18 protein-coding genes and 1 riboswitch are annotated in these 20,948 nt (G+C 71.1%); of the genes, 14 read left to right on the top strand and 4 right to left on the bottom strand.

Features of this window, described 5'->3' with window-relative positions; genetic code table 11:
- Positions 1 to 26 precede the first annotated feature (26 nt).
- Positions 27 to 1,034, bottom strand: a complete 1,008-nt coding sequence (locus ACOKM3_RS22475) for a chitinase (RefSeq protein ID WP_426902843.1) — start codon at positions 1,032 to 1,034, stop codon at positions 27 to 29.
- A 272-nt stretch (positions 1,035 to 1,306) separates the two neighbouring features.
- On the opposite strand from ACOKM3_RS22475, the gene ACOKM3_RS22470 reads away from it, so the two are divergent.
- The 3 genes from ACOKM3_RS22470 to ACOKM3_RS22460 are packed head-to-tail and all read left to right on the top strand — an operon-like array spanning position 1,307 to position 4,894.
- On the top strand, positions 1,307 to 1,534 hold the full coding sequence (locus ACOKM3_RS22470; protein ID WP_426902842.1) for a hypothetical protein: 228 nt from the start codon (positions 1,307 to 1,309) through the stop codon (positions 1,532 to 1,534).
- A 28-nt stretch (positions 1,535 to 1,562) separates the two neighbouring features.
- Positions 1,563 to 3,821, top strand: a complete 2,259-nt coding sequence (locus ACOKM3_RS22465) for a bifunctional polysaccharide deacetylase/glycosyltransferase family 2 protein (protein WP_426906869.1) — start codon at positions 1,563 to 1,565, stop codon at positions 3,819 to 3,821.
- A gap of 53 nt (positions 3,822 to 3,874) precedes the next feature.
- A complete protein-coding gene (locus ACOKM3_RS22460) occupies positions 3,875 to 4,894 on the top strand; it encodes an acyltransferase family protein (RefSeq protein ID WP_426906868.1) in 1,020 nt (339 codons plus the stop codon).
- Between the two features lie 15 nt (positions 4,895 to 4,909).
- Here ACOKM3_RS22460 and ACOKM3_RS22455 read toward each other — a convergent pair whose 3' ends face one another.
- A complete protein-coding gene (locus ACOKM3_RS22455; RefSeq protein ID WP_327662624.1) occupies positions 4,910 to 5,176 on the bottom strand; it encodes a winged helix-turn-helix domain-containing protein in 267 nt (88 codons plus the stop codon).
- A 166-nt stretch (positions 5,177 to 5,342) separates the two neighbouring features.
- On the opposite strand from ACOKM3_RS22455, the gene ACOKM3_RS22450 reads away from it, so the two are divergent.
- From ACOKM3_RS22450 to ACOKM3_RS22435, 4 genes are all read left to right on the top strand, one after another.
- Positions 5,343 to 5,516, top strand: coding sequence for a hypothetical protein (locus ACOKM3_RS22450; protein WP_426902841.1), 174 nt, complete (start codon positions 5,343 to 5,345; stop codon positions 5,514 to 5,516).
- Positions 5,513 to 5,695 carry a hypothetical protein gene (locus ACOKM3_RS22445; RefSeq protein ID WP_426902840.1) on the top strand — a complete coding sequence of 61 codons (183 nt, stop codon included), beginning with the start codon at positions 5,513 to 5,515 and terminating at the stop codon, positions 5,693 to 5,695. Before ACOKM3_RS22450 ends, ACOKM3_RS22445 begins: the two co-directional genes overlap by 4 nt.
- A 47-nt stretch (positions 5,696 to 5,742) precedes the next feature.
- Positions 5,743 to 6,147, top strand: coding sequence for a hypothetical protein (locus ACOKM3_RS22440; protein WP_426902839.1), 405 nt, complete (start codon positions 5,743 to 5,745; stop codon positions 6,145 to 6,147).
- A gap of 90 nt (positions 6,148 to 6,237) precedes the next feature.
- Entirely contained in the window at positions 6,238 to 8,733 is a 2,496-nt protein-coding gene (locus ACOKM3_RS22435; RefSeq protein ID WP_426902838.1) for a polysaccharide lyase family 8 super-sandwich domain-containing protein, read from the top strand.
- A gap of 21 nt (positions 8,734 to 8,754) precedes the next feature.
- Here ACOKM3_RS22435 and cobN read toward each other — a convergent pair whose 3' ends face one another.
- Positions 8,755 to 12,528, bottom strand: coding sequence for a cobaltochelatase subunit CobN (gene cobN / locus ACOKM3_RS22430; protein ID WP_426902837.1), 3,774 nt, complete (start codon positions 12,526 to 12,528; stop codon positions 8,755 to 8,757).
- Between the two features lie 54 nt (positions 12,529 to 12,582).
- Positions 12,583 to 12,675: riboswitch (cobalamin riboswitch) on the bottom strand.
- An 85-nt stretch (positions 12,676 to 12,760) separates the two neighbouring features.
- Here cobN and cobG point away from each other — a divergent pair.
- Genes cobG through cobJ form a run of 3 tightly spaced genes read left to right on the top strand, consistent with a single transcriptional unit; the run spans position 12,761 to position 16,322 of the window.
- The gene (gene cobG / locus ACOKM3_RS22425) at positions 12,761 to 14,143 is read left to right on the top strand and encodes a precorrin-3B synthase (RefSeq protein WP_426902836.1); all 1,383 of its coding nucleotides are present in this window, start codon (positions 12,761 to 12,763) and stop codon (positions 14,141 to 14,143) included.
- Between the two features lie 8 nt (positions 14,144 to 14,151).
- Positions 14,152 to 14,802, top strand: a complete 651-nt coding sequence (locus tag ACOKM3_RS22420) for a precorrin-8X methylmutase (RefSeq protein WP_403721942.1) — start codon at positions 14,152 to 14,154, stop codon at positions 14,800 to 14,802.
- Positions 14,799 to 16,322: a precorrin-3B C(17)-methyltransferase gene (gene cobJ / locus ACOKM3_RS22415; protein ID WP_426902835.1), complete on the top strand. Its 1,524-nt coding sequence runs from the start codon at positions 14,799 to 14,801 to the stop codon at positions 16,320 to 16,322. The genes ACOKM3_RS22420 and cobJ overlap by 4 nt, the downstream gene beginning before the upstream one ends.
- A gap of 165 nt (positions 16,323 to 16,487) precedes the next feature.
- Here cobJ and ACOKM3_RS22410 read toward each other — a convergent pair whose 3' ends face one another.
- The gene (locus ACOKM3_RS22410) at positions 16,488 to 17,222 is read right to left on the bottom strand and encodes a cobalt-precorrin-6A reductase (RefSeq protein ID WP_426902834.1); all 735 of its coding nucleotides are present in this window, start codon (positions 17,220 to 17,222) and stop codon (positions 16,488 to 16,490) included.
- Positions 17,223 to 17,233: 11 nt separating this feature from the next.
- Between ACOKM3_RS22410 and ACOKM3_RS22405 the strand changes: the two genes are divergently transcribed.
- The 4 genes from ACOKM3_RS22405 (at position 17,234) to ACOKM3_RS22390 (ending at position 20,948) form a co-directional block, all read left to right on the top strand.
- The gene (locus ACOKM3_RS22405; protein ID WP_426902833.1) at positions 17,234 to 18,385 is read left to right on the top strand and encodes a cobalt-precorrin-5B (C(1))-methyltransferase; all 1,152 of its coding nucleotides are present in this window, start codon (positions 17,234 to 17,236) and stop codon (positions 18,383 to 18,385) included.
- 43 nt (positions 18,386 to 18,428) lie between these two features.
- A complete protein-coding gene (locus ACOKM3_RS22400; RefSeq protein WP_426902832.1) occupies positions 18,429 to 20,360 on the top strand; it encodes an SMI1/KNR4 family protein in 1,932 nt (643 codons plus the stop codon).
- Between the two features lie 62 nt (positions 20,361 to 20,422).
- Positions 20,423 to 20,692, top strand: coding sequence for a type II toxin-antitoxin system Phd/YefM family antitoxin (locus ACOKM3_RS22395; RefSeq protein WP_426902831.1), 270 nt, complete (start codon positions 20,423 to 20,425; stop codon positions 20,690 to 20,692).
- Complete coding sequence (locus ACOKM3_RS22390; protein ID WP_426902830.1) at positions 20,685 to 20,948, top strand: type II toxin-antitoxin system RelE family toxin; 264 nt, start codon at positions 20,685 to 20,687, stop codon at positions 20,946 to 20,948. The genes ACOKM3_RS22395 and ACOKM3_RS22390 overlap by 8 nt, the downstream gene beginning before the upstream one ends.

Raw genomic sequence — 20,948 nt, 5'->3', positions numbered from 1 at the left:
GACGGCGACCGGGACCCGCACCGCGCTCAGCCCGACAGCGCCCGCCCGTACGCCCCCTCGCTCTGCCGCACTCCGCTGCAATTGGTGGCCGCGTCGTCCGTGTCCGTGCCGGACTCGCACTGCACGTCGCGGAACGTCGCCCACGTCGAGACCCACGCGATGCCCTTCTTCTCGGCGAAGGAGCGCAGCTGCGCGGCGTCCGTGAGGGTGAAGGTCTCGCCGTCGATGTCGTTCGCGCCGAGCATCGAGGTGAGTGCCATGCCGCGCCAGGCCTTCGCGTCGGAGAGGCCGAAGATTTTCTTGAGCTGGGTGTGGGTGGCGTCGGCCGCGGTGCGGGCGTAGTCGCTCATGTCGCCCTGGTAGGACTCGCCGTAGTTCATGGTCATGACGTTGACCGTGGAGACCTGTACGGACTGGTCGTTGGCGGCTTCGAGGAGGGCGACGCTGTCGTCGTCCAGGCCGGACGGCATCACGGGCAGCGTGAAGGTGACGTCCACGTCGCGCTGTTTCTGCAACAGGGCTATCGCCTTGGCGCGCTTGGTGTTCGTGGCGGAGTCCTTGAGGGTGTCGCCCTCGATGTCGAAGTCGACGTGGGTGGCGCCGCCCGCCGCGTCCAGCGCCTTGGCGTAGGCGGCGGCCAGGTCGGACGCGGTGTCGCAGGTCGTGGCGAGCTCGTTGCCGTCGGCGCCGCCGAAGGAGACGCGGAGTGTGGCCCCTGAGGCGGCGAGTTTCTTGACGCGGGAGGCGACCGCGGCGTCGGCGATTTTCGTGTGGCCGCCCCAACTCGGCGTACAGCCACTGCCGTTGGAGACGACGAAAGCGAGGTTGTACGCGTCCGGGGAACCGGCCGAGTCGGTGGCGTAGGCCGTGGAGGCGCTGACGTACGGGGCGTACTCGGTGGCGGCGGAGGAGTCGGCGTCGGAGCCGGCCTTGGAACCGGTGTCGGAACCGGTGTCGGACGACGTGGCGCAGCCCGCGCACGCGAGCACGGCCACGCCCAGCATCCCGGCGACGGACTTCAGCGGAATCGGCATACGGAGAACCTCGCACCCGAAACTGTGTCGGCCGGCCGTTTTCGCCCAAGAATTGCACAGGAGAACCGGGGCAGAACGACCGGTAACCCCCGACCTGCCCAGGCCGCTGACAGCCTTCGGCGCCTTTCACGGCGGGCTGACAAGTAGCGCTCAGCATGGGCCACAGAAGGCTGCATACTCTCCGCGGAATGCGCTCCGATGCCGTTCTCGAAACCCCTTCCGCAGGTCGCGGTCGCCGCCGGAAACCCCGTGGTGCCCCTGGCGAAGGTCCCGTGTTCGTCGACTCCTCAGGCCGCAGAGCACGACTGCTGCGCCGCCTGGGGATCGCCGTGTGCGTGGGCTGCGCGGGATACGTGATGTTGCTGGTGCTCGCGTTCATGGGCGTGGGCATCCCGCTGACCTCCTCGGACCTGCTGCCCTTCGGTGACGCCCGGCCGGCGCCCCCTTCCGCTCCCGCCTACGGCGCCAACGGCGGCCCCGGTGCCCCCGGCGCCAACTGAGCGGAGGACAGACCGAGTTATGACCCAGATGACGAAGCCGCCCGCGCCGCGCGGCGGACGCCGGCACGCCAATCCGAGCCGTATCGCCCGCATGGGCCGCCGCGCCGCGACGCTCCAACGCCCGCGCACACTCCTCGCGTTGCTGCTCCTGCTGGCTCTGAGCTGCGCGCTGCTGCTCGACGGCTATGTACGCGGCGAGGTGTTCAACGACCACCGGGTCCGGGACGGAGCCGCGTACGACCAGGTGTCGGACTCCGTCCTGGATTCCGGCCCGATCTGGACGTCCCGCAACGGGAAGGTCCAGGACGAGTCCGTGCCGGACAAGACCATCGTGCTCACCTTCGACGACGGCCCGAACCCCGAGTACACGTCGAAGGTCCTCGACATCCTCGACGAGAACGACGTGCCCGGCACGTTCTTCCTGGTCGGCTCGATGGCCGCGCGCTACCCGGACCTCGTGAAGCAGACGGTCGACCAGGGCAATGAGGTCGGCATCCACTCGTTCTCGCACGTGGACCTCTCGTACCAGTCGTACGCGCGCCTGAAGCGGGAGCTGAAGCAGACGCAGCTGGCGATCGCGGGCGCGGCGGGCGTCACCACGACGCTGTTCCGGGCGCCGTACTCCTCGGAGACCGACGCCATCGACAACTACAGCCTGGGCGTCTACAAGAAGGTCGCGAAGCTCGGCTACACCAGCGTGTTCATCGACACCGACAGCGACGACTGGAAGCAGCCGGGCGTCAAGAGCATCGTCGACACGGCCACGCCCAAGTCCGGCAAGGGTGCCTCGGTGCTCTTCCACGACGCGGGCGGCGACCGGGACCAGACGCTGAAGGCGCTGCCGCAGTACATCAAGAAGATGAAGGCCAAGGGCTACACCTTCACCACGGTGAGCGGCGCACAGGCGATGAACCAGAAGGCCCGGATGCCGGGCGGGGAGCGGGGCGGGCGGAGCCTCGATCCCACCTCCACGGCCGCCGAGCAGTCCGCGATGCACAAGGCGACCGGCTCCCTGCTGTACGTCGGCAAGTCCCTCATCGTGGCCACCGCGATCGCCGAGTGGACGATGCCGGTGCTCTCCGGGTTCCTGGCCGTCGTCGGCGCCGCCGTCCTGGCCAGGTTCCTGCTGATGCTGCTCGTGGCCCGGCGCCACTACCGGCAGCGCAACAGACCTTCCTTCTCCTGGGGGCCGCCCGTCACCCGCCCGGTGAGCGTGATCGTGCCCGCGTACAACGAGAAGGAGTGCATCGCGAACACGGTGAACTCGCTGATGGCGGGCACGCATCCGATCGAGGTCATCGTCGTCGACGACGGATCGTCGGACGGCACCGCGGAGATCGTCGAGTCCCTCGGCCACCCGAACGTGCGCGTCGTCCGGCAGGAGAACGCGGGCAAGTCCGCCGCCCTCAACAACGGTGTGCGCCACGCCCGTTACGACATCGTCGTGATGATGGACGGCGACACGGTCTTCGAGCCGGACACCGTCGCCAAGCTCGTGCAGCCCTTCGCCGACCCCGAGGTGGGCGCCGTCTCCGGCAACGCCAAGGTCGGCAACCGCAGGACGCTCATCGGCGCCTGGCAGCACATCGAGTACGTGATGGGCTTCAACCTGGACCGCCGCATGTACGACACGCTGCGCTGCATGCCCACCATCCCGGGCGCCATCGGCGCGTTCCGCCGGGACGCGGTGCTCGCCGCGGGCGGCATGAGCGAGGACACGCTGGCCGAGGACACCGACATCACCATCGCCATGCACCGGGCGGGCTGGCGCGTCGTCTACGAGGAGCACGCGCGGGCGTGGACAGAGGCGCCGGGCTCGTTCAAGCAGCTGTGGAGCCAGCGCTACCGCTGGTCGTACGGCACGATGCAAGCCCTGTGGAAGCACCGTAAGTCCCTTACGGACAAGGGGCCTTCGGGCCGGTTCGGGCGGGTCGGCATGCCGCTCGTCGTGCTCTTCCAGATCGTCACGCCGGTCTTCGCGCCGCTCATCGACGTGTTCACCGTCTACTCGATGATTTTCGTGGACTTCAAGGCGTCGCTGCTGGCGTGGCTGGCCGTGCTCGGGGTTCAACTCGCGTGCGCCGCCTACGCGTTCAGGCTCGACAAGGAGAAGTACCGGTATCTGCTGATGCTGCCGCTGCAACAGCTCGCGTACCGGCAGATGATGTATCTCGTCCTGATCCACTCCTGCGTCACCGCCCTCACGGGCGGCCGGCTGCGCTGGCAGAAGCTCAAGCGCACGGGCGAGGTCGGGACGCCGACGGCCGGCACGGGGGCGGGTCGGTGATCGAGGACTCTCCGACGCGGGAGCTGCGGGCGGTGGGCGTGCCGCCGGGTCCCATGCCTTCCGCGCCTCCGGCGGGGCGCGACCGGTACTTCGACGCGTTGCGGGCGGTAGCGCTGGTGCGTGTGGTGACGTACCACTGCTTCGGGTGGGCCTGGGCTGGGCTTGTGTTTCCGTCCATGGGCGTGATGTTCGCGCTGGCGGGGTCGCTGATGGCCCGGTCCCTGCAACGGCCCGCGCTCTCCGTGATCCGCAGCCGGATGCGGCGGCTGCTCGTGCCGTTCTGGGCGTGGGGCGCGATCGTCGTCGCGGCGATGCTGATCCATGGCTGGATGCCGGACTGGCGGATCGTCTACTGGGTGGTCCCCCTCGGCGATCCGCCGGGCAACGCCTGGGGCGAGCAGGCGTGGGAGATCCTCTGGTACCTGCGCTGCTACCTGTGGTTCGTGCTGCTGTCCCCGCTGCTGCTGCGGGTGTTCCGGTGGGCGCCGGTGCCGGTGCTGCTGCTGTCGCTCGTTCCGATCGCGCTGTTCGACACCGGGGACGCGACCGACTTCTGCATCTTCGTCTTCTGCTGGCTGCTCGGATTCGCCCACCGGGACGGGTTGTTGGAGCGGTGGAGGGCGTCGGCCGTCGTCGTGCTTTCGCTGGGTGCGCTCGCGTTCGGCCTCTGGTACGCGCTCAGCCACCAGGGCGAGTACGGGACGTACGACCTGGACGACGTGCCGCTCGCGCAGGCGTTCTGGTCGGCCGGGTTCGTCACGCTGCTCTTCTACGTGAAGGTGCGGTGGCGCGTCGACTTCGCGTGGCTCGCACGGTGGCGGCGGCTCGACCGGGTCGTCACCGTGTTCAACGCGCGTGCCGTCACGATCTACCTGTGGCACGAGATCGCGCTGATCCTCGCGGTGCCGTTGGTCGACACGTTCTGGAACGTTCCGGCGTTCGAGCGGTGGCTTCCGCTGGAGAGCCAGTGGTTTTTGTTCGGTGTGGGGTGGCTGCTGATCGCGGTGGCGGTGCCGATGTGGGGGTGGGTGGAGGACGTCGCGGCGAAACGCGCGCCGCGGCTGTTGCCGTGAGCCCTGGGGCCCCCGCTATTCGGCGGGGGCCTCTTCCGTTGGCAGTTCGCGGACTACGAAGGTGCCGCGGGCGTGGACGGTGACCACGAGACCCTTGTCGCGCAGGATCGACAGGGCGCGGCGCACCGTAATGGTGCCCGCGCCGAAGTCGTGCGCCATCGTCATCTCGCCGGGAAGCCGCGTCCCCGGCGCATAGGTGCCCTCACGGATGCGCCGCTCAATGATGTTGGCGAGCTGCACGTAGTGGTAGTCGATGCCCTCGGGGTCAATCTTGTCGCTCACGAAAGCGACCGTAATGGGTCGACCACGGCCATGCACTATCAGTATCGGTCAGTAGCGGTCAGCCGCTTCTTATCGCTTCAAGAAGCTTCTAGCTTCAGCAATGGAAGACCCCCGCGACGGGCCAACGTCCGGGGGCACGGCCAACGCTTAAGCAGGAGCGCTGACGATGTCCGACCTTATCCGCCTCACCCTCACCTGGGTGCTGCATCTCGTACTTCCGGGGACCGGCCGGCACCGCGCCGGAAACCCCTACCCCCTCGCGCGGAGGCGCCTCGCCCTCGTGCTCGCCGCAGATTGCGGGATCGATCTCGACCGACACGTACGAGGAGCAGCCGCATGAACGACAACCCCCACCGCCCCGTCCGCATGTGCGTGTGGTGCGAGGTGATCACGCACGAACCCGTGCTCGTCGCCGAGGTGCACCAGGGCACGGGCCCCGGGTTCAACGTGTACGCGTGCCCGCAGTGCGCCGAGTGGACTCAGCCGCACGAAGTCGACCTTCCGAGGCGGCTACCGTGAGGGACGGAACGCGAACCGTGGAGGCGGCATGCCGGCAAGCGGTCGAAGTGGAGACCAACGTCTTCTTCAAGCCCGACAAGTCCAGCTTCCTCACCCCCGACTTCCTGGTCCGCCGCGGCCTGCCCGGAGCCGACGCCTTCGCCGACGACACCGTCCTGGTCGGCGAGGTGGTCTCCGGCCCGTACAACCACCGCCCGGATCGGAGGATGTACCGGTACGCGGAGGCCGGGGTCCCCTGGTACTGGCAGGTCGAACTCGACCCCAACAAGGCATGGGACGTCATGTCGGTGCGGGCGTACGTACTGGCCCCCATCATCCAGGCCAGGCTCGCCGTGAAACCGCTGCATCCCACGGCGTACGTCCCCGTCGGCGAGTGGGAGCCGGCCGGCCTCGGCATCGAGTTCCCCGAGCCCTTCGCGATGAGCGTCAGCTGGGAGGACCTGGCGTTCTGAGCCGACAGCTCTTGTCGGGGATCACCCCGTCTGCTTGACTCCGGCGCGCGCGTGCCGATCGTGGGCGAACGACGGAGGGACGGACGACCGATGGAGATCACCCGGAGACGTCTGCTGAGTGTCCTGGCCGCGAGCGGGGTGCTCGCCGCCGTGCCCACCCAGTGGGCGAGTGCGGCTCAACTCGCGGACGGGACCGCGCGGTTGCTCGCCAATACGGTCGAGATGTTCGCGGGCACCGCCGCGTCCAACGCCCGCGATGAGACCGCCGCCAAGCTCGCCGCGATCGAGAAGACCGCGCGGACGAACCTCGCCGCGATGGACGCGGCGTCCGGCGACGGCGAGCTGTTCAAGGGCGTGCCGCTCGGCAGCAGCGATCCGAACCTCAACACCACGTATCAGCGGGTGTACGAGATCGCGCTCGCGACCAGGACGCCCGGCATCTCCCCCGATCTGTACGGGAGTTCGGCCGTGCGCGGCCGTGTCGTCGACGCGCTGACGTGGCTGCACGAGCGGTACTACGGCGACCAGTCCAAGGGCTATTACGGCAACTGGTTCACCTGGGAGATAGGCGTCTCGCAGCACGTCAGCCGCACCCTGGTGCTGCTGGGCGACGCGGCGTCCGCCGAGCTGACCACCACGTACATCGCCTCCATGGACGCCTATCTGCGCAGCGGCGAGAACGGCGACGTCGACCTCGACTCGCGCTTCCACACCGGCGCCAACCTCGCCGACATCACCACCAACCGCATCCTCCAGGGCGCCCTCACCGGCGACGAGGCCCGCATCCGCAAGGCCCTCACCGACCAGCTGACGGTCTTCGCGACAATCGACCCGTACGACCTGAAGCACGGCGTCACGGACGGGCACTACGCCGACGGCTCCTTCATCCAGCACTCCTCCGTCGCGTACACGGGCTCGTACGGAAAGGGCCTGCTCACGCGCGTGATCCAGACGCTGAAGCTGCTCGACGGGACCGGGTTCGCGTACGGCGACGAGCTGATCCCGACGGTGCAGAAGTGGGTGCGCGACGGGTTCGCGCCGCTGATCTTCGAGGGCTGGATGATGGAGGCGGTCAAGGGGCGGGCGGTATCGCGGACGGCCAGCGGGTACACCGACTCCGCCGTCGTCGTCGAGGCCGTCGTCGACCTCGCGTCCCTGTCGACGGGCGACGCGGCGACCGCGCTCAAGTCGTACGTGAAGCACATCCGCGGCACGTCGAAGGCCTCGCTCGACCCCGCGACGTTCGTCTCGCCGCTGAGCATCGTCCGGTACGCCGACATCCTCGCGGACTCCTCCGTCCCGGCCGCCGACCTCAACCCGCCCGCCCGCTCCGTCGCCTTCAACGCCATGGACCGCACGGTGCACCGCCGCCCCGACTACGCGTTCACGCTGTCCCGGTCGTCGTCCCGCATCAGCAAGTACGAGTACATGAGCGGCGAGAACCTGCTGCCCTGGTTCCAGGGCGACGGCACGCACTATCTGTATCTCGCCGGACAGGACCAGACACAGGCGTTCGGCGTCGACTACTTCACCACCGTGTCGCCGTACGGGCTCGCGGGCGTGACGGCGCCCGTCGAACACCGGGGATCCGTACCGGAGTTGTACGGAGGCAAGCTGTTCTACGACAACCCGGGCCACCCCCTGAACTTCACCGCGTCGTCCGAGTCGCAGAACAAGTACGTGTACTTCCCGACGGCCACGCAGGCGTACTCGGGCGGCGCCGTGCTCGACGACACGTACGGAGCTGTCGGGTGGGTCGCGTCGGACGACGTGCCGTGGCGGGACAAGCGGGCGGGGCTGCTGCCCGAGGACTTCGTGGCGTACCGGAGCGCGCGGGCCACCAAGTCGTGGTTCCTGCTCGACGACGAGATCGTGGTGCTCGCGGCCGGGGTCGGGGACGCTCCGGGCGGCGGGCGGGCCGTGACGACGACCGTCGACGCGCGCGTGGCCCCGGCGGGCGACTCGGTGACCATCGCCGAGGGCGACGGTTGGGTGCGCTGGGCGGACGGGACGCGGGACGCGGCGGTGGGGTATGTGCGGTTGGCCGGACCGGAGGCGAAGGCGCGGCTCGACACCGTGACGCGCAGCCGCCGCGTCGTACGGACCTCGAACCCGGACACGGCGGTGACGAAGCAGGTGTTCTCGCTGACGGTCGAGCAGGCGGCCGGGGCGAAACCGGTGTCCTTCGCGTACGCGCTGCTGCCGAACGCGTCCGAGTCCGCGGTGCGGGCGTACGAGGGTGCGCGCGTGCTCGCGAACACGTCGCGGATGCAGGCCGTGGCCCACGACGGGCTCGGGCTCACGGGGGTGAACACCTTCACGTCCGGCGCGCACCGCACGGCGGGACTCGACGTCGACGGTCCCGCGTCCGTCCTCGTGCGGCGCCGGGGCGGCGAGGTCACGGTGGCGGTGTCCGACCCGTCGACCGAACGCGACACGGTGACGCTGGTGCTGCGCGGTCGCCGCCTGCGCAAGGCCGACGGCGACGACGCGGTGCGCGTCACCGCCGTGCCGGGCGGAACCCGGCTCGACGTCGACACGCACCACGCGTACGGACGGAGCTTCGCGGTGACGCTGAAGCGGTAGGACGGTGGGAGGCCGTGAGGCCTACTCGTCCGCCTCCAGGTCGCCCTCCGACTCCAGGTACACCTGGCGGAGGGCCTCCAGCGTCTGCGGGTCCGGCTTCTCCCACATGCCGCGCGACTCGGCTTCGAGCAGCCGCTCCGCGATGCCGTGCAGGGCCCACGGGTTGTTCTCGGAGAGGAACTGGCGGTTCGTCTCGTCGAGGACGTACGTCTCGGTCAACTTGTCGTACATCCAGTCGGCGATGACGCCGGTCGTGGCGTCGTAGCCGAACAAGTAGTCCACCGTCGCGGCGAGTTCGAAGGCACCCTTGTAACCGTGGCGGCGCATCGCCTCGATCCACTTGGGGTTCACGACGCGGGCGCGGAAGACGCGGGACGTCTCCTCGACGAGCGTGCGGGTCTTGACCGTCTCGGGACGGGTCGAGTCGCCGATGTACGCCTCCGGGGCCTTGCCCCGCAGCGCGCGCACGGTGGCGACCATGCCGCCGTGGTACTGGAAGTAGTCGTCGGAGTCGGCGATGTCGTGCTCGCGGGTGTCCGTGTTCTTGGCGGCGACCGCGATCCGCTTGTAGGCCGTCTCCATCTCCGTACGGGCGGAGCGACCCTCCAGGCCGCGGCCGTACGCGTATCCGCCCCACACCGTGTAGACCTCGGCGAGGTCGGCGTCCGTGCGCCAGTCCTTGGAGTCGATCAGCTGGAGCAGACCGGCGCCGTACGTCCCCGGGCGGGAGCCGAAGATCCGGGTCGTGGCGCGGCGTTCGTCGCCGTGTTCGGCGAGGTCGGCCTGGGTGTGCGCGCGTACGTAGTTGTGTTCCGCCGGTTCATCGAGCGACGCGGCGAGGCGCACCGCGTCGTCGAGGAGGCCGATGGTGTGCGGGAACGCGTCGCGGAAGAAGCCGGAGATCCGGAGGGTGACGTCGATGCGGGGGCGGTTCAGCTCCTCGTACGGGATCGGCTCCAGGCCGGTGACGCGGCGCGAGGCGTCGTCCCAGACCGGGCGGATACCGAGGAGGGCGAGGGCCTCCGCGATGTCGTCGCCGGCGGTGCGCATGGCGCTCGTGCCCCAGAGGGAGAGGCCCACGGAGGTGGGGTACTCGTCGTTGTCGTCCTTGTACCGGGCGAGGAGGCTGTCGGCGAGCGCCTGGCCTGTTTCCCAGGCGAGGCGGGACGGGACGGCCTTCGGGTCGACGGAGTAGAAGTTCCGCCCGGTCGGCAGCACGTTGACGAGCCCGCGGAGCGGCGAGCCGGACGGCCCCGCCGGTACGAAGCGGCCTTCCAGGGCGCGGACGGCGTTGTCCAGCTCGTCCGTGGTTGCGCTCAGCCGAGGCACGACCTCGCGAGCCGCGAAGTCGAGGATGGCGGCAACGGGGTCGGGGCCCTCGTCATCGGCGCCCGGCGCCGTGGGCCGCCTTGCCCACCCTGCCGCCCCAGGCGGCAGATTGCCCAAGTCGGTGGCGGCCGACCGCAAATCAAGCCCCTCCGGCGTTTGAGGAGCGGGGTCCGGGGCGGAGCCCCGAGGCGTGAGGGCGGACAAGGCGGTACCGACCGCCTCCGGGTCCCAATCTGCCGCCTCCATGGCCTCGACGAGGGCCCTGGCCATGGCCTCCGCCTCGTCGGCAGACGTAAGGGTCGCCGCCGACTCGTCCAGGCCCAGCGCCTCCCGCAACCCCGGCAGGGCCTGGTTGCCGCCCCAGATCTGCCGCGCACGCAGAATCGCCAGGACCAGGTTGACCCGGTCCGCCCCGGAGGGCGCCGTGCCGAGGACGTGCAGGCCGTCGCGGATCTGGACGTCCTTGATCTCGCAGAGCCAGCCGTCGAGATGCATGATGAAGTCGTCGAAGCCCTCGTCCTCGGGCCGGTTCTCGATCCCCAGGTCGTGGTCGAGCTTCGCGGCCTGGATGAGGGTCCAGATCTGGGCCCGGATCGCCGGCAGCTTCGCCGGGTCCATGGACGCGATCTGGGCGTGCTCGTCGAGGAGTTGCTCAAGCCGGGCGATGTCACCGTAGGAGTCCGCACGGGCCATCGGCGGCACCAGGTGGTCGATGAGCGTGGCGTGCACGCGCCGCTTCGCCTGCGTGCCCTCACCCGGGTCGTTGACCAGGAATGGGTAGATCAGCGGCAGATCGCCGAGCGCCGCGTCAGGACCGCACGCCGCCGACAGCCCCGCGTTCTTGCCCGGCAGCCACTCCAGGTTGCCGTGCTTGCCGAGGTGGATCATCGCGTCCGCGCCGAAACCGCCGTCGCCCGAAGACGCCGCGATCCAGCGGTACGCCGCCAAGTAGTGGTGGGACGGCGGGAGATCGGGGTCGTGGTAGATCGCGATCGGGTTCTCGCCGAAGCCGCGCGGCGGCTGGATGAGGATGAGGAGGTTGCCGCGGCGCAGCGCCGCGAGGACGATGTCGCCCTCCGGATTGCGCGACCGGTCCACGAACATCTCGCCGGGCGGCGGCCCCCAGTGCCGCTCGACGCTCTCCCGCAGCTCCTGCGGCAGCGTCGCGTACCAGCGCTTGTAGTCGGCGGCCGGGATACGGACCGGGTTCTTCGCGAGCTGCTCCTCGGTCAGCCACTCCTGGTCGTGGCCGCCCGCGTCGATGAGCGCGCGGATCAGCTCGTCGCCGTCACCGGAGGCGAGACCGGGGATCTCGGCCCGGTCCCCGAAGTCGTAGCCCTCGTCGAGGAGCCGCTTGAGCAACGACACAGCAGAGGCCGGAGTGTCGAGGCCCACCGCGTTGCCGATGCGCGAGTGCTTCGTCGGGTACGCGGACAGGACGAGCGCGAGCTTCTTGTCCGCCGCCGGGATGTGCCGAAGTCGCGCGTGCCGTACGGCGATCCCGGCGACGCGGGCCGCGCGCTCGGGGTCGGCGACGTACGCCGGGAGCCCGTCCTCGTCGATCTCCTTGAAGGAGAACGGGACGGTGATGAGGCGGCCGTCGAACTCCGGCACCGCGATCTGGCTCGCGGCGTCCAGCGGCGAGACACCCTCGTCGTTCTCCTCCCAGTCGGCCCGGGAGGACGTCAGGCACAGGGCCTGGAGGATCGGGACGTCGAGCTGGGTGAGCGCGCCCGCGTCCCACGACTCGTCGTCGCCACCGGCACTCGCCTCCGCCGGTCGCGTGCCGCCCGCGGCGAGGACCGTCGTGACGATCGCGTCGACCGGGCGCAGGGCGTCGATCAGCTCCGGCTCGGGGGCGCGCAGCGACGCCACGTACAGCGGGAGGGGGCGGGCGCCCGCGCGCTCGATCTCGTCGCAGAGGCCCTGCACGAACGCCGTGTTGCCGCTCATGTGGTGGGCGCGGTAGTAGAGCACGGCGACCGTGGGGGCGTCGCCGTGCTCCGTGGCGGGCTCGCGGTCCAGCGGGCCCCAGGTCGGCGCGGCCACCGGCGGCTCGAAGCCGTGGCCGGTAAGCAGCACCGTGTCCGAGAGGAAGCGGGCCAGGTGGTCCAGGTTCTGCGGGCCGCCGTGCGCCAGGTACTTGTGGGCCTCGGCCGCGATGCCGACCGGCACCGTGGACGTCGCCATCAGCTGGGCGTCGGGGGCCTGTTCACCGGTGAGGACGACGAGCGGGACCCCGGCGGCGAGCAGCCGGTCGATGCCGTCCTGCCAGGCGCGGACGCCGCCGAGGAGGCGTACGACCACCAGGTCCACGCCGTCGAGGAGGCCCGGCAGGTCCGTCTCCACGTCGATGCGGGAGGGGTTCGCGAAGCGGTACGCGACCGGGGCGTCGGCGGCGTTGGCCGCACGGGCGCTGAGCAGGTCGGTGTCCGACGTCGACAGGAGCAGGAGCTGCTGAGGCATGCGTCGTCTGGCCTTCCTCGGGGTGTCCGCGCCCCGGGTGGTCGTGTGTACAGGGAGTTCCTGGCTCGCTCTCCGGTGGAGAGTTCACAGTGGCGGGACCGCGCCGGAATCACACCGGGCTTCCTCCCCTGCCGCCGTCGCCGGCGGTGGCCGACCGGGTCCGGGCAGCCACCGAGCATCGTACGGTGCCGGGCGACGACCTGGTACGGGGTGGTGGAAAGAGCCCATAGGTATGCTCCCCGGCATGTCCCCCTCCCCCATATCCGTCCCGCCCCCTGAGCCGGGTGCAGCCTCGACGGGCTCCGGTGACGCCTGCCCCGGAGCTTTGCGGCTGCATATGGCCGATGACGGGTTTCTCGCACGGGTGCGGATCCCTGGCGGGGTGCTGAGCGTGGACCAGGCGCGGGCGCTCGCCGGGGTGGCGGGGCGACTCGGGGACGGGATGCTGCATCTCACCTCGCGGGGGAATGTGCAGTTGCGGGGTTTGCGGGACGGGTGCGGGGCGGAGTTGGCGGGGGTGCTCGGGGCGGCCGGACTGCTGCCGTCCGCCGCGCACGAGCGGGTCCGCAACGTGGTGGCTTCGCCGATGTCAGGGCTCGACGGACGCGGGTTCGTGGACGTACGGGAGTGGCTGACCGGGCTCGACGCGGGGCTGTGTGCGAGTTCCGTCACGCCGGAGTTGTCCGGGCGGTTCCTGTTCGGGTTGGACGACGGCCGGGGGGACGTGGCCGCGCTGCGGCCCGACGTGTTGGTTCAGGGGCTGCCGTCCGGGGAGGCGGAGGTGTTCCTCGGGGAGGCGGGGGTGCGGGTTCCGTACGGCCGGGCGGCGGAGGTCGCGGTTGCCGCGGCGGAGGTGTTTGTCGCGGCGGCGCGGGAGGCGTCGGGGCGGGTGTGGCGTGTTGCTGAACTTGACCTCTCCGCCGAGGAGTTGACCCGTCTCCTGTCCGCCCACCCGTGGTTGACGCCTCGGGGCTCCGCCCCGGCCCCCGCGCCTCAAACGCCGGCGGGGCTGGATTTTGCCGAACCGGCGTTGACGCCACGGGGCTCCGCCCCGGACCCCGCTGCTCAATCGCCGCAGGGGCTTAATTCGGCCGCCACCGCCTTGGGCAATCTGCCGCCTTGGGCGGCAGGGTGGGCAAGGCGGCGCCCGGTGCCGCGCAGCCCTCAAGGAGGCGTCGGCCCCGGTGCCCGGCCGGTGGTCACCGTGCCGCTCGGGGCCATCGAGCCCCGCCAATGGGACGCGCTCACCGGACTCGCCGGGCAGCTTCCCCCGCGGGAGCTCCGGCTGACGCCCTGGCGGAGCGTCGTCGTGCCCGGGGCCACGCCGGAGCAGATCGAGCGGCTCGCCGAGACCGGGCTCGTGAGCGACCCCACATCCCCCTGGACCCGCGTAGCTGCTTGTATCGGGCGGCCCGGGTGCGCCAAGTCGCACGCCGACGTACGACACGACGCCGCCGCCCACATCGACGAGGCCCACCCGCAACTCCCCACCTACTGGTCCGGCTGCGAGCGCCGCTGCGGGCATCCCGTCGGACCGTACGTCGACGTCGTGGCCCGGCCCGACGGCGCGTACACCACCACCGTCCCCTCCGTCCCCCACCACACCGAGAGCTGAGACCAACCGTGTTCGACTACGAGAAGGACGGTGCGGCGATCTACCGCGAGTCCTTTGCCACGATCCGCGCGGAAGCCGCGGACGGACTCGCGGCGCTGCCCGCCGACGTCGCCCAGGTGGCCGTCCGCATGATCCACGCCTGCGGCCAGGTGGATCTCGTACAGGACATCGGCCACTCGACCGGCGTCGTGGCGAACGCGCGGGCCGCGCTGCGCGCCGGGGCGCCCATCCTCTGCGACGCCCACATGGTCGCCAGCGGCGTCACCCGCAAGCGGCTCCCCGCCGACAACGAGGTCATCTGCACTCTCCGGGACCCTCAAGTCCCGTCGCTGGCAGCCGAGTTGGGGACCACCCGTAGCGCCGCCGCACTCGAACTCTGGCGCGACCGCCTCGACGGCGCCGTCGTCGCCATCGGCAACGCGCCCACCGCGCTCTTCCACCTCATGGAGATGATCGCGAAGGGCGCGCCGAAGCCCGCCGCCGTTCTCGGCATACCCGTCGGCTTCGTCGGCGCCGCCGAGTCGAAGGACGCGCTCGCCGCGAACGAACTGGGCCTCGAACACCTCGTCGTACGGGGACGCAGGGGCGGCAGCGCCATCACCGCCGCCGCACTGAACGCGATCGCGACCGAGGCGGAGATCATGGAGGACCGGGCATGAGCACCACCCCTTCCCAGCCGGGCAAGCTGTACGGGGTCGGGCTCGGCCCCGGCGACCCGAACCTGATGACCGTGGCCGCGGTGAAGGCGATCGCCTCCGCGGACGTCATCGCGTACCACTGCGCGCGCCACGGGCGTTCCATCGCCCGCTCGATCGCCGCGGAGCACATCCGTGAGGAGCAGATCGAAGAGCGGCTGATGTACCCGCTCACGGTCGAGACCACGGACCACCCCGGCGGCTACCGGGGCGCGCTCGACGACTTCTACGCCGAGGCCGCCGCCACCCTCGCGGCCCACCTCGACGCGGGCCGCACGGTCGCTGTGCTCGCCGAGGGCGACCCGATGTTCTACGGCTCGTACCAGCACATGCACAAGCGGCTCGCCGACCGTTACGAGACGACCGTCATCCCGGGGGTCACGTCCATCAGCGCGGCGGCCGCACGGCTCGGGCAGCCGCTGTGCGAGGACAAGGAGACGCTGACCGTCATCCCCGGCACGCTCCCGGAGGACGAGCTGTCCGCGCGGATCGCCGCGGCGGACTCCGCGGTCGTCATGAAGCTGGGGCGTACGTTCACCAAGGTGCGCGCGGCGCTGGAGAGTTCGGGGCGCCTTGACGACGCGCGTTATGTCGAGCGGGCGTTCATGGACGGCGAGCGGACGGGTGCGCTCGCCGACATCGACCCGGCGTCCGTGCCGTACTTCTCCGTCGCCGTGCTGCCCTCGCGGGTCGACGCGGAACCGGTGGCGGAGCCGGACCCGGCTCGCGGCGAGGTCGTGGTCGTCGGCACGGGTCCGGCCGGCGCCCCCTGGCTTACGCCCGAGTCACGCGGCGCCCTCGCGAATTCGGACGCCCTCGTCGGCTACACCACGTACCTCGCGCGCGTGCCCGAACGGCCGGGGCAGGTGCGGCACGGCTCGGACAACAAGGTCGAGTCCGAGCGCGCCGAGTTCGCCCTCGACCTGGCCCGGCGCGGGCATCGCGTCGCGGTCGTCTCCGGGGGCGACCCCGGCGTCTTCGCGATGGCGACGGCGGTACTCGAAGTCGCCTCGGAGGACCGCTACTCGGGGATCCCGGTGCGCGTTCTGCCCGGCGTGACGGCGGCCAACGCAGCGGCGGCGAAGGCGGGCGCCCCCCTCGGCCACGACTACGCCACGATCTCCCTCTCCGACCGGCTCAAGCCGTGGGAGGTCATCGCGGAACGCCTCCGTACGGCGGCGGCCGCGGATCTCGTCCTGGCGCTCTACAACCCTGGTTCGCGCAGCCGGACCTGGCAGGTGGGCAAGGCGCGCGAGCTGCTCCTGGAACTGCGCCTGCCGGACACCCCGGTGGTGCTCGCGCGGGACGTCGGCGGCCCCGAGGAGAGCGTCCGCGTCATCCGTCTCGCGGACCTGGACCCGGAGGTCGTCGACATGCGTACGCTGCTGATCGTGGGGTCGTCCCAGACCCAGGCGGTGGTCCGCGCGGACGGCCGAACGGTGACGTGGACCCCGCGCCGGTACCCCGACCCCGACACCGTGTGACGCCGAGGGGACTCCGCCGGTCAAAAGATTGGGGCTCCGCCCCATACCCCGCTGCTCAATCGCCGCAGGGGCTTGATGTTGCCAACCGCCGCCGTGGCGCGAAGGTGGGCAAAATCAAGCCCCGCCGGCGATTGAGGCGCGGGGTGCGGGGCGGAGCCCCGGGTTTTAAGTCACTGTGGCGTTGAGCCACTCGGTGGCTTCCTCCACGGTGGTGGCCACTGGTACCCCGTCGGGCACCGGGGGGCGGCGGACCACGACCACCGGCACCCCGGCCTCGCGCGCGGCGGTCAGCTTCGGGGAGGTCGCGGCCCCGCCGCTGTCCTTCGTCACCAGGACGTCGATGCGATGGTCCGCGAGGACCGCGCGTTCGCCGTCCAGCGTGAACGGCCCCCGGTCCAGCAACACCTCCATCCGCGGCGGAACCGGCGGCTCCGGCGCATCCACGGACCGTACGAGGAAGTGCGCGTCGTCGACATGGGCGAACGCCGCAAGCCCCATCCGCCCCGTGGTGAGAAAGACCCGCCCCGCCCCGCGCACCGCCTCCGCCGCCTCCTCCAGGGAGGCGACCTCCCGCCAGTCGTCCCCCGCACCCGGCACCCACCCGGGCCGCCGCAGCGCGAGCAAGGGAACATGGGCGGTGGCGGCGGCCCGCGCCGCGTTGAAACTGATCGTCTCGGCGAAGGGATGGGTCGCATCGATGACCGCGCTCACCGCGTGCTCGCACACCCACTCCGCCATCCCCTCGGCACCACCGAACCCGCCGATCCGCACCTCCCCGACCGGCAGCCGCGGCGCCGCGACGCGCCCCGCGAGCGAACTGGTCACACGGACGTGCGGATGCAGGGCCTCGGCCAGGCGCCGGGCCTCGGTCGTCCCGCCGAGAATCAGCACGTGCGGCATCGGGGAACTCCATGAGTGGTGAGACGGAAACGAGTGGTGGGACAGAAGCGAAGGGTGGACGCGGCGCCCAACTCAAGCACACCGGCCTGCGCCCCGGCTGGACGACCGGCGCCTGCGCGACCGCCGCGACCACGGCCGCGTACACGGCACTCCTGACGGGCGACTTCCCCGACCCGGTGACGATCACCCTCCCGAAGGGCCAGACGCCGTCGTTCGCCCTCGCGGTCGAGTCCCACGACGGGGACTCCGCCACGGCCGGCGTGGTGAAGGACGCGGGCGACGACCCGGACGTCACGCACGGCGCGCTCGTACGGTCCACGGTGCGACGCCTCCCACCCGGCTCGGGAGTCGTCTTCAAGGCCGGGCCCGGCGTCGGCACGATCACCCGCCCCGGACTTCCTCTCCCCGTCGGCGAACCGGCCATCAACCCGGTCCCCCGCGAGCTGATGCGCACCCACATCGCGCAGGTGGCGGCAGCGCACGACGCCCCCGGCGACATAGAGGTCACGATCTCCATCGACCACGGCGAGGAGATCGCCCGCTCGACGTGGAACCCCCGCCTCGGCATCCTCGGCGGCCTCTCCGTCCTCGGCACGACGGGAATCGTCGTCCCCTACTCGTGCTCGGCGTGGATCGACTCGATCCGCCGCGGCGTGGACGTGGCGCGGGCCGCGGGCCGCACCCACGTCGCCGGCTGCACGGGCTCGACATCCGAGAAGACGGTCGTCCGCGAACACGACCTGCCCGAGGACGCGTTGCTCGACATGGGCGACTTCGCGGGCGCGGTCCTGAAGTACATCCGCCGCCACCCGGTCGACCGCCTCACCATCTGCGGCGGCTTCGCCAAACTCTCCAAACTGGCGGCCGGCCACCTCGACCTCCACTCGGGCCGCTCCCAGGTCGACAAGACCTTCCTGGCGGACCTGGCCCGGCAGGGCGGAGCGTCGGAGGCGCTGGCCCAGGAGGTCACCGAAGCCAACACAGGCCTCGCCGCCCTCCAACTCTGCACGGCAGCAGGCGTCCCCCTCGGCGACCTGGTGGCGAACACGGCCCGCGACGAGGCCCTCTCGGTCCTCCGCGGCGCGCCTGTCGCGGTGGACGTGATCTGCATCGACCGGGCGGGAACGGTCGTCGGCCGGAGCGGGACGCAGGGACCGCGCTGACACGTCACGACCGTTGTCAGTGGCGGGTGCCATCCTGTCGTTCATGGGGAACTCGGGGTGGGGTCCGCTGCTCAAGCGGTGGAGCGAGGAATGGCTGGAAGCGCGGGCCGCTGAGGACCCGGACGTGTTCGAGGACCTCGACGAGGCCGTCGTGCGGGACCGCTGGCTGGGGTTCGAACCGGCCGGGGCGGAGGCCATCGCAGCGTTGGAGGAGCGGATCCGGGGGCTCGGGATAGAAGTGCCGCTGCCGCCGTCGTTGCGCGGGTTCCTCCAGACGACGAACGGGTGGCGGCACGCGGGCGGCTCGGTCTATCTGCTGGCAGGGGCTGAGGACATCGGGCCGTACGGGGATCCGCTCGGGCAGCAGGCGGTGTACGAGGAGTATCTGGACGAGGACGCGCCCGACGACCAGGTGCTCCTGGTCGGCATGTGGGGCCGGGCGCTGCAACTGTCGCTCGACTCGGACATGACGGATGTGCTGCTCGACCCGGGCGACGTGGGCGCCGACGGGGAGTGGGCGGTGTACGTGCACCGCGGGTGGAGTGGTGAACGGCCGGGCCGGTACACGTCGTTCCGCGCGTTCATGGAGGACATGTACCAGGAGTTCTACCGCCTGGGCGGCGACCACTCCGGCTTCGAGAACACGGTGACGCGGGACCTCGACTCCCGGGTGGAGGAGGCCCGACTCGCCTGCCTGAGAGGCGAGTTGGACGACGCGCTCGACGTCTTCCACGAGGCGGGGGAACTCGGCAGGCCCCGGGCCGGCCTGCTGGCCGCACAACTGCGGACACTGCTCGGCGACGGCGGCTGGGTGCCGGTCGACCCGCGCATGGACGATCCGCTGTACGCGGGCGAGGTGCTGCCCCTGAAGGCGCTCCACCACGTGCGCGAGGGCGGGCAGCGCGACGACCTCGTGCTCGGCCCGGCGACCGAGGACCACGCGACGGACCGGGAGCGGGCCGGGGCGGTGCTGGCGCGGATCAGGGAGCGTACGTACGAGTACGCGTCGCCGGGGCCCTTCGGGCGCGCGGTCGTCGAGGCCAGGGAACTGGCGCGCTGGGGCGACACCGACGGCGCCTGGCGGGTGCTCGCGGCGGCGGTCCCGCGCTGGGAACCGTACCGGGACGACCATGTGGCGCCGTTCGGCCTGCTCGCGGACCCGCTGCTGGGCCCGGTCGTCACGCCGGAACGCGGCCGGGAACTGCTCACCACGCCTCGCGCCGGTCAGACGGCAGCCGCGCCCGCCGACCGGAATGAGCCGAAGCCGGTGGTGGTGCCCGACGGGCTCGGATGGCTGACCCAATGGCACCCGAGGGCCGAACTGCGCCGGGACGCCTACCGGTTCGTTCTTGTGGAGGACATCCGCCCCGAGGAGCTGGCGGAGCGGTTCGGTACGGGACCGCTGGAGCCCGTGGCGGCCGAGTCCGAGCTGCGGAACCTCCCCTTCGCGCGGCCGCAGCGACAGGGCCCCCGCACCCCTCTGGCCAGGATCGGCGCCCTGGACGGCTGGAGCTTCGCCTTCGAGTCGGGACTCTGGCCGGACGCCGAGTCGGGGCGCCTGCCGGCCTTCGCCCCGGACCGCCTGACGCACCCGGGCACCGCCCTGTCGCACGGCACGCGCGCCCTCACGGTCTGGTGGGAGCCCGGCCTGTTCCACTTCGCGTGCGCCGAGGACGGCGAGCAGCGGTACGCCTTCACGGTCCACGAGAACGAGCGGCGGGAAACGGGTGCGATCCCCGCCGCACTCTCCCCCGCCCTGCTGTTCCCCGACCCCGCGGGACCCGCCGCCGACCTCTCGGACGAGCGCCGCGCGCTGGACGCGACAGCGGCGACGTTCGACGTCTCGCTGCCGCGTTTCGCCCTGAACACCGGCAGACTGCCCGTCCTGCCGACCCGACCGTGGCTCAGGAGCAGACCTCCGGAAGCCGCGAAGGCGGGTGCGAGGCTCACGTTCACACGCAGGAGGGCCCGGTGAGCCGGTTCAACGGCCACTACCCCACCTTGTGTACACATGGCACACTGGGTACATTTGAGCGTATGACGCAGCCGCTACCCATAGAGTCCATCCGCGATGTCCGCGCGCACCTGGCCGAGGTGGTGGAGCGGGCCGACCGGGACGACGTGCCCACGGTGATCACGCGCCGTGGCAAAGAGGTCGCCGCCGTTGTGTCCATCGAGGTGCTGCGGAAGTACCAGGAATGGGAAGAGCGCGAGATCAACCGCATCATCGACGAACGCATGGCGAAGCCCTCGGCGGGCGTCCCGATCGAGGACGTCATGAGGGAGACGCTGGCGCGCAGTGAGTGAGTACCGCACCGTCTTCCACCCCGAGGCACAGGCCGAACTGCGCAAGATCCCGCGCGCCACGGCACTCCGCATCCTGGCCAAACTGACCGAGCTGGAGAGCGATCCGCTCGGCTTCAACACCACCGCGCTGGTTTCCCAGCCCGACAGGCGCCGCCTCCGAGTGGGCGACTATCGCGTGATCTACACGATCGACAACGGCGAGCTGGTGGTCTGGGTCGTGCACATCGGGCACCGGTCCACCGTCTACGACACCTGA

Source organism: Streptomyces nidicola (assembly GCF_050106155.1).
Taxonomy (GTDB): Bacteria; Actinomycetota; Actinomycetes; order Streptomycetales; family Streptomycetaceae; genus Streptomyces.
The sequence above is the reverse complement of the archived record's forward strand: the minus strand, read 5'-3'. Positions and strand labels throughout refer to the sequence as shown.

Coding starts and splice junctions, on each gene's coding strand:
- ACOKM3_RS22475 (WP_426902843.1), bottom strand. CDS start 1,034: ATGCCGATTCCGCTGAAGTCCGTCGCCGGGATGCTGGGCGTGGCCGTG.
- ACOKM3_RS22465 (WP_426906869.1), top strand. CDS start 1,563: ATGACGAAGCCGCCCGCGCCGCGCGGCGGACGCCGGCACGCCAATCCG.
- ACOKM3_RS22460 (WP_426906868.1), top strand. CDS start 3,875: ATGCCTTCCGCGCCTCCGGCGGGGCGCGACCGGTACTTCGACGCGTTG.
- ACOKM3_RS22450 (WP_426902841.1), top strand. CDS start 5,343: ATGTCCGACCTTATCCGCCTCACCCTCACCTGGGTGCTGCATCTCGTA.
- ACOKM3_RS22445 (WP_426902840.1), top strand. CDS start 5,513: ATGAACGACAACCCCCACCGCCCCGTCCGCATGTGCGTGTGGTGCGAG.
- ACOKM3_RS22435 (WP_426902838.1), top strand. CDS start 6,238: ATGGAGATCACCCGGAGACGTCTGCTGAGTGTCCTGGCCGCGAGCGGG.
- cobN (WP_426902837.1), bottom strand. CDS start 12,528: ATGCCTCAGCAGCTCCTGCTCCTGTCGACGTCGGACACCGACCTGCTC.
- cobG (WP_426902836.1), top strand. CDS start 12,761: ATGCTCCCCGGCATGTCCCCCTCCCCCATATCCGTCCCGCCCCCTGAG.
- cobJ (WP_426902835.1), top strand. CDS start 14,799: ATGAGCACCACCCCTTCCCAGCCGGGCAAGCTGTACGGGGTCGGGCTC.
- ACOKM3_RS22410 (WP_426902834.1), bottom strand. CDS start 17,222: ATGCCGCACGTGCTGATTCTCGGCGGGACGACCGAGGCCCGGCGCCTG.
- ACOKM3_RS22405 (WP_426902833.1), top strand. CDS start 17,234: ATGAGTGGTGAGACGGAAACGAGTGGTGGGACAGAAGCGAAGGGTGGA.
- ACOKM3_RS22400 (WP_426902832.1), top strand. CDS start 18,429: ATGGGGAACTCGGGGTGGGGTCCGCTGCTCAAGCGGTGGAGCGAGGAA.
- ACOKM3_RS22395 (WP_426902831.1), top strand. CDS start 20,423: ATGACGCAGCCGCTACCCATAGAGTCCATCCGCGATGTCCGCGCGCAC.